This is a genomic window from Streptomyces sp. NPDC100445, from assembly GCF_044759735.1.
GTDB lineage: Bacteria > Actinomycetota > Actinomycetes > Streptomycetales > Streptomycetaceae > Streptomyces.
On sequence record NZ_JBIVZV010000001.1, the window covers coordinates 183,633 to 196,705 of the forward strand.

Below are 13,073 nucleotides of genomic sequence, written 5' to 3' on the forward strand. Positions count from 1 at the left end.
CTGCCGTAATTGACAACTCAGTACAGAACTGCCTAGATTGTTGACTGTTCAGTACATAACCGATCTGAGCTCACCAGACAGGGTTGGTCTGGGCTTGCAGGGCCGGTGCGGACGGTGTCGACCTGAGCACAGGCGACCCCGCGCAGCGCACGACGAAGTCATGCCCACAACCGAAGGAAGCACCATGCAGACAGCTCCCCCTGTGGCCCTCGTGACGGGCGCCTCCTCCGGGATCGGGCGGGCGGCAGCGCTCGCCCTGGTGGGCGCCGGCTTTGCGGTGGTCGGCACGAGCCGCAATGCGGCGAACGCCGAGCCGCTCGCCGGGGTGACGTTCCTCGATCTCGACGTGGCCGGCGACGAGTCGGTCCGCTCCCTGGTCGAGGAGGTGATCGAGCGGTTCGGCCGGATCGACGTCCTGGTCAACAACGCAGGCGTGGGCGCGGTCGGCGCCAGCGAGGAGAGCTCGATCAACCAGGCCATGGAGGTCTTCGACATCAACGTTTTCGGCGTGATTCGGATGACAAACGCAGTGTTGCCCCACATGCGCGCCCAGGGCAGAGGCCGCGTGGTCAACGTTTCCTCGGTACTCGGTCTGATCCCAGCCCCCTTCATGGCCGTCTATGCCGCCACCAAGCATGCGGTCGAGGGCTACTCCGAGTCCGTCGACCACGAGCTTCGCGAGCACGGCGTCCGGATGCTGCTCGTCGAGCCGGCCTGCACAAGCACGAGTTTCGAGGCGAGCAGCATGGAACCCGACTCGCCTCTGTCGATCTACGCCGCACAGCGGGAGGTCTCCCGAGACGTGCCGGCCACGGCCGTGCGCAACGCCGACGACCCGGACGTTGTCGCGAAGATGATCGTCGCGGCCTCCACCGATTCCAAGCCCAGGCTCCGGTACACCGCCGGCTCGATGGCCAAACAGGTCAGCGTCCTGCGCCGGATCGTGCCCTCGCGCGCCTTCGACAGACAGATGCGCAAGCTCAACCGACTGGCGGGCTGACTTCGCAGTACACCCGGCGCCTGAGGAGTCGCATGTGTCCAGAACCAGAGGCACCGAAGCCAGCATGAGCATCTCTCTCGGGGCCGGACTCTCCACGAGAGCCCAAGACGGTCGCCGACCACATCCTGGCTCTATGAACAGCAGACCCTCCTCCGACCACCCAGAACTCGAAGGGTTGACCGAACCATGACTGACAAGGAAAGGCAGGAGACCATGGCTGTGGCAAATCCTCCGTACGCGAGCGACGCACTGGTCGAGGGGACCGTCGACGCGGTGGTGATCGGCGGGGGCGCCGCGGGGCTGAACGGTGCACTGATCCTCGCCCGCTCCCGCCGCTCGGTCGTCGTGATCGACAGCGGCTCCCCGCGCAACGCGCCCGCGGAGGCCATGCACGGCTTCATCGTCCTGGACGGCACCCCGCCGTCCGAGATCCTTCGACGGGGCCGGGAGCAGGTGCGCCAGTACGGTGGACGCGTCGTGTTCGGCGAGGTGGTCTCGGCCGAGTCCGCCGCCCCGTCGGCGGACGGGGACCTGCGGTTCACCGTCACCCTGGCCGACGGCCGAAGCATCACCGCCCGCCGCATCCTGGTGGCCACCGGCCTCACGGATGTGCTGCCACAGGTGCCCGGGCTCGCCGAGCACTGGGGGCACAGTGTGGTGCACTGCCCGTACTGCCACGGCTGGGAGGTGCGCGACGAGTCCATCGGTATCCTCGCCACCGGACCGTCCTCCATCGGCCACGCGTTTTTGTTCCGTCAGCTGACCGAGGACCTGACCTACTTCACCCACGGCACCGACCTGGACGAGGACAGCCGCGCCCGCTTCGCCGCCCGCGGCATCCGCATCATCGACACCCCGGTCACCGAGGTCGTCAACGACGAGGACGGTGCCCTCGCCGGGGTGCGCCTGGCCGACGGCCAGGTCGTGGCCCGCCGCGTCCTCGCGGTCGCCCCGCAGATGCAGGCCCGCACCCGGGGCCTGGAAGGTCTGGGCCTGCCGGTGCAGGACCTGCCGAACAACATGGGCCGCGGTTTCGCCTCTGGCATGGCCGGCACCACCGAGGTGCCGGGTGTGTGGGTGGCCGGCAACGCCACCGATCCGGTCGCCCAGGTCGGGGCCTCCGCAGCGGCCGGCGCACTGGCCGGCGATTACATCAACAGGATGCTGGCCACCGCGGACACCGACGCGGCCCTCCAGGGGATCGCCGAGGCAAGCCCACACGGGACCACAGGATGATCTCGAAGCCCTGAGATCTCAGCCCGTCGCCCGTTCCCCTCACGGGCAATCAAGTGATTCCGCTCGTCCGCCCCGTCCCTCTCAGGAGCTACTGATGCCCTTCCCAGCGGACACCCCCGTGGAGAAAATGACCGGGCCTTACGCGCGGCGCTGGTGGGCGCTGCTCGTGCTGTGCCTGAGCCTGCTGATCACGGTGATGGCGAACACGTCGCTGATCGTCGCCGCCCCCGACATGACTACCGACCTGGGCCTGAGCAGCAGTGATCTGCAGTGGGTCGTCGACAGCTACACCGTTCCGTACGCGGCGCTGATGCTGGTGCTGGGCGCGATCGGCGACAAGTACAGCCGGCGGGGCGCGCTGGTGCTGGGTCTGCTGATCTTCGCCGGCGGTTCGGTGATGGGGAGCATGGTCGACGAGACCTCGCTGGTCATCGTGGCCCGCGCGATCATGGGTGTCGGTGCCGCGGTCGTGATGCCGGCCACGCTGTCCCTGGTGGTCGCGACCTTCCCCCGGAGCGAGCGGGCCAAGGCCATCACCGCCTGGGCCGCGACCTCCGGGGTGGCGGTAGCCGTCGGCCCGCTGGTCTCCGGCTGGCTGCTCGAGGACCACGCCTGGGGCTCGACCTTCCTGATCAACGTGCCGATCGCCCTCCTCGCCGTGTTCGGCGCGCTCGCCCTGGTACCGCCGTCCAAGGCGGAGGGCATGGGCCGGATCGACTACGTCGGTGGTCTGCTGTCGATCGTCACCGTCGGCTCCCTGATCTACGCCGCCATCGAGGGCCCGCACTCCGGCTGGGGCGTCGGCCCCGTCACCGCCGCCGTGGTCGCCGGGGTCGGTCTGGTCGTTTTCGTCGCCTGGGAGCTGCGGCACCCGCAGCCGATGCTGGACGTCCGGAAGTTCGCGGTGCGGCCCTTCAGCGGTTCGATGCTTGCGGTGATGTTCTTCTTCTTCGGTATGTTCGCCGTGATCTACTACGCGACGCAGTTCCTGCAGTTCGTCCTCGGCTACGGCGCCCTGGACACGGGTGTACGGCTGCTGCCGCTGGGCGGTGCGGTGTTCCTCGGGTCCGCGCTGACCGGGATGCTCACCCCGAAGCTGGGGGTGAAGGTGATGGTCGTGACCGGCCTGGCCGTCGGCACGGCGGGCATGTTCCTGCTCACCCAGATCGACAAGGGGTCGACGTACGGGGACTTCCTGGTGCCGCTGATGATGCTGGGCCTCGCGCTCGGACTGGCCATCTCCCCGGCGACCGACACGATCATGGGCTCCTTCCCCGAGTCCGAGCTGGGCGTCGGTGGCGGTGTCAACGACACCGCGCTGGAGCTGGGCGGGGCGCTGGGCATCGCGGTGCTGGGCTCGCTGCTGGGCACGGCCTACCGGGACGAGCTGACCGACCTGGTGGGCAACCGGCTCCCGGCGGAGGCGATGGAGGCCGCCAAGGACTCGGTCGGCGCCGGCCTGGCCGTCGCTGAGCGGGTCGCGCAGGATCCCTCCGTCGGGCCCCAGCAGGCCCAGGCCGCCGTGGACGCCGTCCACCAGGCCTTCGCCCACGGCGTTGCCCAGACCAGCCTCATCGGCGGGATCATCATGGCCGCCGGAACACTGATCGTCCTCGCGGTCCTGCCGGGCCGGCGCGGCTTCGCGAAGCAGAGCGCCGAGCCGGGGGCCGGGACGACGGAGAGCGAGGCGGCGGCTGTGAGGGAGCACGCCGAGTCCACCCGCTAGATCGCCGGGGACGCGCCCGCCGGAGCGACGGGCAACGCCTCCGCCGGATCGCCCACCAGGCGCGTCGGGCAGGAGCCCGGCGGCGCGAGACGCGCAGGGCGCGGGCGTGGTCCACGGTCCACAGCCACGCGGATCCTCTGCCGGAACACCTCACCGTCCTCGGCCTCCGGGCCGCCCCGGGGCTCTCCTCCGGGGCGGCCCGGAGGCCAAGGGCCGTGAGGTGACAGAGGCGGTCACCGCAGACGCCGCCCTGCGCCTATCCCGATGCCTTGACGTCACCGTACTGGCGGTGACGACGGCGGTATGCGCGGTCTCGGCAGCGCACGGAACAGTACCTTGCGTCCCGGCGCACTGACGTCACGCAGCGTCCATCTGTGTGCGAAGTCGTCCCAGGTCAGCGCTAGCGCCGCGAGCCTACCGAGGGGTTCCATGATGCCCTTCAAGATCACCCCGTGGCCTTTGTTTGCTCACCTCGGCGATACCCGGAACCGGGACGGCAGACGAACCGTGCTCGATTGACGGTGGAAGCAACAGCTCGCAATAGGCGAGAGAACCGGCGGCAAGCATCGTGCCTGCGGCCTCACCGAACTCCTTGCCCGAGCACTTCGCGACCGCGGCCGCGAAGTCGAAGTCGAGCACCTCACCGCCATCTGCCGCGCGTGCTCAAGACACCCGACAACGGCACCGCCCACCCCACCACCAAGCAGGAGGCCACCCGATGAAGCGCCTCTTCCGCCGCTGCGGCCACGCGCCCGGCGCCCTCACCCCCGAGGACCAGGCCGCCGTCGACCAGTCCCGCGCGCTGCTCGCCGCCCTGCGCGACACGGAGTTCTGGACGCCTGGCGCAGGCCAGGACATCGCCGTCCGGATCGGCCCGTTCATCGAACGCGCCCAAACCCGACCGGGCGACGACCACGGCCCCGACCTCATCGCCGTCACCCTGGTCCACCCCGACACCCCGCACGCCGCGGCCTACCTCCACGGCCACCAGCTCGGCTACACCGGCAAGGGCTGGCTGTGCTGCGAGACGAACGCGATCATCGGCGTCTGGAACCCGGCCTTCTCAGTCCTCACCATGCCGCAGCGGGCCTGAACCTCCCTGACGACGTCGGCATGCCGCCGGCGAACTACGCCGTCCACGTCGAAGCCCGCCGGCAGGACAACACCGGCTACACCCTGCTCCGCCTCGGCCCGTACACCCAGACCTGGCTCGCCTCCCGCGACGCCGACCGCCTCAACACGAATCTGGCCGGGAAGGCTGCCACCGTCATCCCCGGGTTCACGCTCACCGCGAAGGGCGCGCCGTTCGACGTCAGCGACCACGAGAGCCACGCCGACCCGTACGACGCCGACGTCACCGCGCTGCTGGCCGACGCCGTCGCGGAGGTGAACGCGTGACCGCCAAGGCCCTGTACGAGATCGAGACCAGCGAGGGCGACGACGGCACGATGCACCCCGTCGAACAACTCTGGACGCCCTGCGCCGACGACGCCGCCGACAGCGGGTTCATCGCCCACCACGGGCTCCACGTCACCGGGATCGACGACCCCACCGACGACCACCTGTGTCCGATCGCTTTCCTCTTCCTTGGCAAGTCAGCGTGTTGAGCAAAGCCGGGAAGAGATGGGAAGATCCCCGCCCGTGGGGCCGGGGTCCTCTGCTCGGAGGGTGTGGTGTCGCCGGGGGTCAGTGGCTGCCGACGAGTTCGCCGGTGAGCTTCCCGTGGAGGTCGGCGCTCAGGTCGTTCAGCCCGATGATCTCGACTGTCTTGCCGCGTTGGGCGTACTTGGTCTCGATGGCGTCCAGGGCGGCGACGGAGGAGGCGTCCCAGATGTGGGCGGCGGACAGGTCGATGACGATCTTGTCGGGGTCGCCTGTGTAGTTGAACTGGCCGACGAGGTCATTGGAGGAGGCGAAGAACAGCTCGCCGGTCACGGAATACACCACCGTGCTGCCGTCGGGGTCGGTGACGGTGGTGACGGTGGCGAGGTGGGCGACGCGCTTGGCGAAGATGACCATCGCGGTGACGGAGCCGACGACGACGCCGATGGCGAGGTTGTCGGTGGCGACCACGCAGATCACGGTGATGACCATGACGGCGATCTCACCGGCCGGTATGCGCTTGAGGGTCTTGGGGGCGATGGAGTGCCAGTCGAACGTTGCGAAGGACACCATGACCATGACGGCGACGAGCGCGGCCATGGGGATGTCGGAGACGACCGGGCCGAAGACGATGCACAGCACCATCAGGAACGCGCCCGCGAGGAAGGTCGACAGGCGGGTGCGGGCTCCGGACACCTTCACGTTGATCATGGTCTGGCCGATCATGGCGCAACCGCCCATGCCGCCGAAGAACCCGGTCACGATGTTGGCGACGCCCTGGCCGATGGACTCGCGGGTCTTGGAGGAGTGGGTGTCGGTGATCTCGTCGACGAGCTTGGCCGTCATCAGGGACTCCATGAGGCCGACCAGGGCCATCGCGAACGCGTACGGCGCGATGGTGGTCAGGGTGTCCATCGTGAACGGCACATCGGGCAGTCCGGGCACCGGCAGGGAGGAGGGCAGAGCGCCCTTGTCGCCGACGGTGGGCACGGCGATCGCGGCGGCGACGGTGATGACGGTCAGGATGACGATGGAGACCAGCGGGGCCGGGATCACGGTGGTGACCTTCGGGAAGAACACCATCAGCGCGAGGCCGCCGATGATCAGCGGGTACACCGCCCAGGGGACGTCATGCATCTCGGGGACCTGGGCCATGAAGATCAGGATGGCGAGGGCGTTGACGAAGCCGACCATCACCGAGCGCGGCACGAACCGCATCAGCTTGGCGACGCCGAGGGCGCCGAGCGCGACCTGGATGACGCCGGCCAGGATGACCGCGGCGACGAGGTAGCCGAAGCCGTGCTCACGGTTCAGCGGGGCGATCACGAGGGCGACGGCGCCGGTGGCGGCGGAGATCATCGCGCGGCGGCCGCCGACGATGGAGATGACCACGGCCATGGTGAACGAGGCGAACAAGCCGACCGCGGGGTCGACGCCGGCGATGATCGAGAACGAGATCGCCTCAGGGATCAGCGCGAGGGCGACGACCAGGCCGGCCAGGACCTCGGTGCGCCAGACCTTCGGGTCGCTCAGCCAGTCCGGGCGCAGGCCACGCAGTCGCGCGGCGGGGGACACAACGGAAGAAGACAAGGAAGCAGGTACCTGTCGTGCTCGGGCACACCGCGCGAAGGCCGGGGATGTGCGGGAGGAGGCGCGGGAGACCGGCCGGCATCCCGCGGGCGGCCCGAGGCGGGCCGGCAAGTCGTGGAGGGACGCGAGTCGGGGGGCCTGGGCGGTGCCCGGCCGGGTGGGTCACGTCCGAGGGCGAAGGGTCACGGCGGGCAGGGGGCGGCGATCGGCGTCATGGTCTCGCGCACGCTCTCTCCTGCAAGAATCGGATCTTCGCCGGGGGCGCCATTGGCCCCGGAACGGCAGTAGCGGGGCAGCCGGACCGCCCCCGCCGTCAGCAACTCTACCCTAACGTTAGAGTAGAGGTTGGTGGGGTCGCACGGGACGCGGCCCCGGCAGGATGAGAAGGGCCAGGACCACGGGCGTGGACGACAAGCACATGCAGATCGGCGAGGTCGCCACGCGGACCGAGCTGTCCCTGCGCACCATCCGGCACTACGAGGAGACCGGCCTGGTCATCCCCTCCGCCCGCTCCCAGGGCGGCTTCCGTCTCTACACCGAGACCGACGTCGCCCGCCTCATGGTCATCCGCCGCATGAAGCCGCTCGGCTTCACCCTCGACCAGATGCGCGACCTCCTGGACGCCACCGACCGCCTCGACGGCGACGATGCTCTCGACGTCGGCGAGCGGGAGGCGCTGCTGGAGCGCGTACGGACCTACCAGCAGGCCGCCGGCGAGCAGGTGGAGAAGCTGCGGGTCCAGCTTGAACGCGCTGAGGACTTCGCCGCCACCCTTGCCGTACGCCTGGAACAACCGGTGCTTAACCTCTGACTCCGCATGTCGGCTGGAGCCGGACGGCTTGTACGACTCAGGCGTCCCGGCCTGGGCGGAGGGGAACGACGGTCGGTGTCGGTAGTTGCAGTTGTTCGCGCAGTGCCTCGTTCTCGGCGGTGAGTTGGCTGAGCGCTCGAACGAGGGCGGGAACGTCCTCGCGCAGGCGGGCGAGTTCCTCAATTCGTTCGCGATGTCTCTTTCAGCTTGACGATCGTTGAGCGCAGTCGCGCTTCTGAGTCGGGGACGGCGCCTAGCTTGATCTTTAACCTGTGTGGCGAGGCTTCGAGATGGTTGTCTTCTTCTTCGGTCGTTTTGCTGGCTGTGATTTCTTGGGTGTGTGCACGTCGTGGCGGGGTGCGGGACGAGTGTTTTTCCGACCTGGTGGCCGGCCGGGGCCCGGGAGGGTGGGTTTCGGTGCTCTGGCCGGACAGGCGGCCTGTGGGCGGATGTGCCGGAAGTCCCGGCGGACGCGGGCGGGAGTGAGCCTGTTCGGAGGGCTGGGTTGCTCCCAGGGACGGCGCCGGTCGGCTGCGAGTGGGCGAGCCAGACGCAGTTGGGTGTAGGCGGCGAGGATCACGTCCAGCGGTCGGCGACCTCGGGCGTGCGGATCGTTGGGCAGGTCCAGCCGAGGGTCTGCTTGAACAGGCGGAAGGTGTGCTCGATGTCGAAGCGTCGCAGGTATGCCCGCCAGAGACGGTCGGCGTCTGCCGCAGTGGCGTCGGTGCCCGACCACCACAGCCAGACCGGCTCCGGTGTTGCGCCGCTGGGCAGGTGGCCGATGTCCAGGCGGATCAACGTGCCCTCGACGACCGGGAGGGTGCCGTCGGCGCTGGCCCAGGAGGAGCGGTGGGTGAGTCTGGGGTGCAGCCGGTCCCAGGAGCGGGCCCTGACGGTGCCGTGAAGACGTGCGTCGGTGACAGGCACGGTGTCCGGGACGCCCCAGGTGTCGGGCTGCCCGAAGACGAATTCGCCTCCGTGCCGCGGTGGACGGCCCATCGTGTGGGGCTGGCGGGGTGGAACAGCCCGGCGTAGGACCCGGTCCGAGCGCATCCGGTACGGCGCCGGTCACAATGCAGTGAGGCGGGAGAGGCCCGACGGATGGATGTACCGCTGGGGCTGCCTGCGTCAGTGGGCCGGCGGCAGGTGGGGGACATCAGCGGGGGAAAGGTCCGGGTGGGCACGGTGCCACCGCGCGGGATGCCGCCATCGGCCGGAGGCGTCGCGGGCGACGTCGACGCCGACTTCCCCTACCAGCTCGGGCCCGACGAGCGGGCCTGCTCGGCGTCCGCTTCCCCGTGCGGTGAGCCGACCCCGGCCTCCCTGCGGAGGACGGGGGGCAGACGGCGCAACGGGCATCGCATCCACACGGGACGGCCGGGTACTGGTTCGGCAGGGTGGATCAGGACGATCGGGAATCGGCCAGCGGCTAATCTTGATGCCCGTGGTCCCGGTGCTCCTCCATGGCGCCTCTCTCTTCAGGTATCGAGGTGTGCTCAGCGTGCAGGACGTCCGGTTCGATCTGTCGGCCTTCGGTCTCAGCGAAACCGCCCGCTGTACTGGCCGCTTGAGGACGGCCGTCAGCCGTGCGCCCTCCCAGGACGCGGCGGCGCAAGCGATCGCCGACTTCTTCTACGACAGCCTGGTCGATGGCCGCGGCGGGCGCGCGTGTGCTGCGGTAGGCGTTTTCCTCACCGGGCCCTGGAATGCCGTCGCCGCAGTGTCCGAGCGTCCAGGGCGGCGTATGTTTCTGACCGGTTTCCGTGGCCCGCACGTCCACTCGCCCGGCACGGAGGGTTCCAGCCTGTCGGTCGTGCCGTCGCTGTCGCTGTCGCCTGGCACCTTCGAGAAGACACCGTCGCTGTACCCGCTGCTGCAACGCCTGGGAGTCACGGCCGAGGACACGACCGGCTCGGCGCCCCCCGTAAGCGATGTCGACGTCGTGCACCTGCCCGGGAGTCAGCTGGACGGCTTGGAGGAACTTCTTCCGGGACAGGACGTCCGTTCCGTTCTCGTCTTCGGGGGAACCTTGTCGCCGGGCGAGCGGTTCGCGGTGGTGCTGTTCTCTCATGTTGCGCTGTCCGGCGAGGTCGCTACGGTGTTCCGCACCATCACCGGCAGCACACGCCTGGCACTTCTGTCCGCCGGGCAGCCGTCGCCCACCGTGGAGGCGGACGTGGCTCGCTCCGTCCTGGAGAGCATGGAACATCTGGTCGAACAGCGGGCCGGGCACCTGCAGACGGTAGTGGCCCGGCTGCGCTCCACCACGACAGACTTGCAGCGATCCCAAAGGGAGCTGGAGCAGCGGGAACGTGAACTCCGGGAGGAGGCGGCGATCGTCGAGCTGCTCCAGGAGGTCGGGAGCATCCTGGCCGCGGAACTCGACCTCGACGCACTGGTCCAGCACGCGGTCGACGCCGCCACCCGCCTGGCCGGGGCGGCGTTCGGCGCCTTCTTCTACAACGTCCTGGGCGAGACCGGCGAGTCATACCTGCTCTATGTGATCTCCGGTGTCGACCGGTCGGCCTTCGACAAGTTCCCCATGCCGCGTAATACCCAAGTCTTCGAGCAGACGTTCCGAGGCTTCGGCGTGGTGCGGTCCGACGACATCACCCGGGACCCGCGGTACGGACACAACGCACCGCACCACGGCATGCCGGAAGGGCACCTGCCGGTGTGCAGCTACCTGGCCGTTCCGGTGATGTCCCGGGGAACCGTGCTCGGCGGCTTCTTCTTCGGCCATCCGGAGCGCGCGATCTTCACGGAGCGACACGAGCGCCTGATCACCGGTGTCGCCGCGCAGACCGCCGTGGCGCTGCAGAACGCGCAGACGTACCGGCAGGAACGAGAAGCGGCCGCAACACTGCAACGCCACCTGCTGCCGGCTCTGCCACGCGTCGAAGGGGTGGCCAGCACATGGCGATACCTGCCCGCCGCGCGGGACCGCGGTGCCGGTGGTGACTGGGTGGACCTCATACCGCTCCCGGACGGTGAAGTCGCGCTGGTCGTCGGTGATGTCATGGGCAAGGGCGTCAGAGCGGCGGCGGTCATGGGCCAGATCCGCACCGCCTGCCGGGCCTACGCGCAGCTTGGTCTCGCCCCCGCCGACGTGCTCCAACAGCTGAGCGTCCTGGTGGACGACATCGCCCCCGGGTCCATCGCCACCTGCGTCTACGCGGTCCTCGACACACGCCGGGACCGGCTGCGCGCGGCCGTCGCCGGGCACCTGCCACCGGCCCGGCGCGACCCGGGAGGCAGCGTGACGTTCCTGGACGAGGAGGTAGGACCGCCACTAGGCGTGGGCAGGCACCGCTATACGGAGCAGGAGGCCCCACTGCCGCCCGGAGCGCGCTTGCTGCTGTACACGGACGGCCTGGTCGAACGCCGCGGACGCCCCATCGACGACGGCCTGCGACAGTTGCGGGAGCTGTTGGCCGGGCCCGTGGGTGAGATCGAGGCGGACTGCGACTCGTGGCTGGACGCCCTGGCCGGCGGGCAGCACGACGACGACATCGCCCTGTTGTACCTGCACCGGCCGGAGGACGCCTCACACCAGATGGCGACGGTCGTACGGGACTACGCCCCGGTATCCAGCGCGGTCCCCGACGCCCGCGACCTGGTGGCCGACGTCATGCGCCAGTGGGGCCTGCTGCACCTGGCGAACGACATGATGCTGATCGCGGACGAGATGGTCGCCAACGCCGTCCGTCACGCCAGGACACCGCTGCGCGTCGAGCTGCGGCGAGCCGGTGAACGTGTCGTCCTGGAGGTCACGGACAGCAGCCCTCAGGAGCCACGTCTCATCGTGTCCCAACCCGGGGAATTCGGACACCGGGGCATATTCCTGATCGACGCCATCGCGACACGGTGGGGCACCCGTTGGATCGACGGAGGCAAAGTGGTGTGGGCGGAGATCAAGACCTCGTGACGACCCACCCCGGCCGGCTCCTCGGCCGGCACAGGGACAACCAGCCGACCCGTTCGCCCCGGACACGGAAGAGACGCCCTCGATGACCCCCACACCCGGCCCCGAGGCTCGCCGGCCCGCCGACAGCTCCCCACCGGGCGGCTCCCGCAGCCTGGTCCCGCCCGGTCCGACACTGACCCTCGCATCGCACCGCGGCCCACGACACACGGTCGTCGCCGTGGACGGCCCCATCGACTACCACACCGCGCCCCAGCTACTGGGACATCTCACCACCACGGAGCTCCAGAATGTGCCTCTGCTGATCCTGGACCTGACCCGTGTGGACTTCTGCGACTCCAGCGCTCTGGGAGCCTTCGTCGACATGCACCGCCGCCGTGCGGACGCGGGGCACCGGTTCGCGTTGACCGGGATACACCCCGAGGTCAGACGCATCCTCGAACTCACCCGTCTCGCCTCCGTCCTGCCGCTGCACGAGACGGTCAAGGACGCGCTCTCAGGGGACTGAATCGCCCACCTGTCGGTCGGCCACCCACCGAAGAAACCCGAAGGACAACTCCGACGAGAAGGCCGGCGTTTCCGTCGTGCTCGGGCGGGTGGTGAAGCGGCGGGTGCCGGTCAGCTCGTCCTAGACCGACAAGGGACCGCGGCCGACCTCGATCCGCGTGACCGCGGCCAGCTGGCGAGGATCCGGCTGGATCCTCGGGAAGTCGCTCGCGTCGAGGCGGGCTGACAACGTCGTTGTATCCCTGCGCTCCCCGGGCTTTGCCGCCCGGGGAGCGACGCGAGAGGCTGGCGGAGGAGCCGGTTTCAGGCGACGTCGGGGGCGCCCTGGTGGGCGCTGAGCGCGTCGGCGGTGGTCGGGTAGTGGGGCAGGAGGCTGTCCACTCCGGTGAGGGTGAGCATGCGCATCAGCCGGCCGGGGACGGCGGCCATGGCTAGGGAGCCGCCCGCTTCCTGGGCGCCGTGCCAGATGCCGATCAGTGCGCTGAGCCCGGCGGAGTCGCAATAGCCCACACCGGACAGGTCCAGGATCAAGTGGTGGTGGCCCTGGCCGATCAGCTCCAGCGCGCGCATACGCAAGCCGGGTGCGGTATGCAGGTCGATCTCACCGGTGACGGTGGCGACCGCTGCGGGACCGGGGGTGGCTGTCAGGGTCAGCTCGATGTCGTCGGTCACGGCG

11 protein-coding genes and 1 pseudogene are annotated in these 13,073 nt (G+C 69.5%); 9 read left to right on the plus strand and 3 right to left on the minus strand.

The annotated features are described in order from the left end of the window. Positions 1 to 184 precede the first annotated feature (184 nt). The 6 genes from ACIQVT_RS00805 to ACIQVT_RS00830 all read left to right on the plus strand — a co-directional run bounded on the left by ACIQVT_RS00805 (position 185) and on the right by ACIQVT_RS00830 (position 5,569). Positions 185 to 1,000: an oxidoreductase gene (locus tag ACIQVT_RS00805; protein ID WP_403745624.1), complete on the plus strand. Its 816-nt coding sequence runs from the start codon at positions 185 to 187 to the stop codon at positions 998 to 1,000. Between the two features lie 213 nt (positions 1,001 to 1,213). Then, positions 1,214 to 2,236: an NAD(P)/FAD-dependent oxidoreductase gene (locus ACIQVT_RS00810; protein WP_403747816.1), complete on the plus strand. Its 1,023-nt coding sequence runs from the start codon at positions 1,214 to 1,216 to the stop codon at positions 2,234 to 2,236. A gap of 94 nt (positions 2,237 to 2,330) precedes the next feature. Then, on the plus strand, positions 2,331 to 3,962 hold the full coding sequence (locus ACIQVT_RS00815; RefSeq protein WP_403745626.1) for an MFS transporter: 1,632 nt from the start codon (positions 2,331 to 2,333) through the stop codon (positions 3,960 to 3,962). A 718-nt stretch (positions 3,963 to 4,680) separates the two neighbouring features. Further along, positions 4,681 to 5,055, plus strand: a complete 375-nt coding sequence (locus ACIQVT_RS00820) for a hypothetical protein (protein WP_403745627.1) — start codon at positions 4,681 to 4,683, stop codon at positions 5,053 to 5,055. A gap of 20 nt (positions 5,056 to 5,075) precedes the next feature. Then, positions 5,076 to 5,360, plus strand: a complete 285-nt coding sequence (locus ACIQVT_RS00825) for a hypothetical protein (RefSeq protein WP_403745628.1) — start codon at positions 5,076 to 5,078, stop codon at positions 5,358 to 5,360. Then, positions 5,357 to 5,569: a hypothetical protein gene (locus tag ACIQVT_RS00830; RefSeq protein ID WP_403745629.1), complete on the plus strand. Its 213-nt coding sequence runs from the start codon at positions 5,357 to 5,359 to the stop codon at positions 5,567 to 5,569. The genes ACIQVT_RS00825 and ACIQVT_RS00830 overlap by 4 nt, the downstream gene beginning before the upstream one ends. A gap of 79 nt (positions 5,570 to 5,648) precedes the next feature. Here ACIQVT_RS00830 and ACIQVT_RS00835 read toward each other — a convergent pair whose 3' ends face one another. Then, positions 5,649 to 7,154, minus strand: coding sequence for a SulP family inorganic anion transporter (locus tag ACIQVT_RS00835; protein WP_403745631.1), 1,506 nt, complete (start codon positions 7,152 to 7,154; stop codon positions 5,649 to 5,651). Positions 7,155 to 7,557: 403 nt separating this feature from the next. Here ACIQVT_RS00835 and ACIQVT_RS00840 point away from each other — a divergent pair, with 403 nt between their 5' ends. Further along, positions 7,558 to 7,965 (plus strand): MerR family transcriptional regulator, encoded by a 408-nt coding sequence (locus tag ACIQVT_RS00840; protein WP_403745633.1) that lies wholly within the window; start codon positions 7,558 to 7,560, stop codon positions 7,963 to 7,965. A 265-nt stretch (positions 7,966 to 8,230) separates the two neighbouring features. Here the strand turns inward: ACIQVT_RS00840 and ACIQVT_RS00845 are convergent. Next, a pseudogene (locus ACIQVT_RS00845) lies at positions 8,231 to 9,021 on the minus strand (transposase); the annotation flags it as partial. Positions 9,022 to 9,709: 688 nt separating this feature from the next. Between ACIQVT_RS00845 and ACIQVT_RS00850 the strand changes: the two are divergent. Both ACIQVT_RS00850 and ACIQVT_RS00855 read left to right on the plus strand, forming a co-directional pair. Further along, positions 9,710 to 11,893 carry a SpoIIE family protein phosphatase gene (locus ACIQVT_RS00850; RefSeq protein ID WP_403745635.1) on the plus strand — a complete coding sequence of 728 codons (2,184 nt, stop codon included), beginning with the start codon at positions 9,710 to 9,712 and terminating at the stop codon, positions 11,891 to 11,893. Positions 11,894 to 11,975: 82 nt separating this feature from the next. Beyond that, complete coding sequence (locus tag ACIQVT_RS00855) at positions 11,976 to 12,398, plus strand: STAS domain-containing protein (RefSeq protein WP_403745637.1); 423 nt, start codon at positions 11,976 to 11,978, stop codon at positions 12,396 to 12,398. A 302-nt stretch (positions 12,399 to 12,700) separates the two neighbouring features. Here the strand turns inward: ACIQVT_RS00855 and ACIQVT_RS00860 are convergent, their stop codons facing one another. Next, a complete protein-coding gene (locus ACIQVT_RS00860) occupies positions 12,701 to 13,069 on the minus strand; it encodes an STAS domain-containing protein (protein ID WP_403745639.1) in 369 nt (122 codons plus the stop codon). Between the last annotated feature and the right edge of the window lie 4 nt (positions 13,070 to 13,073).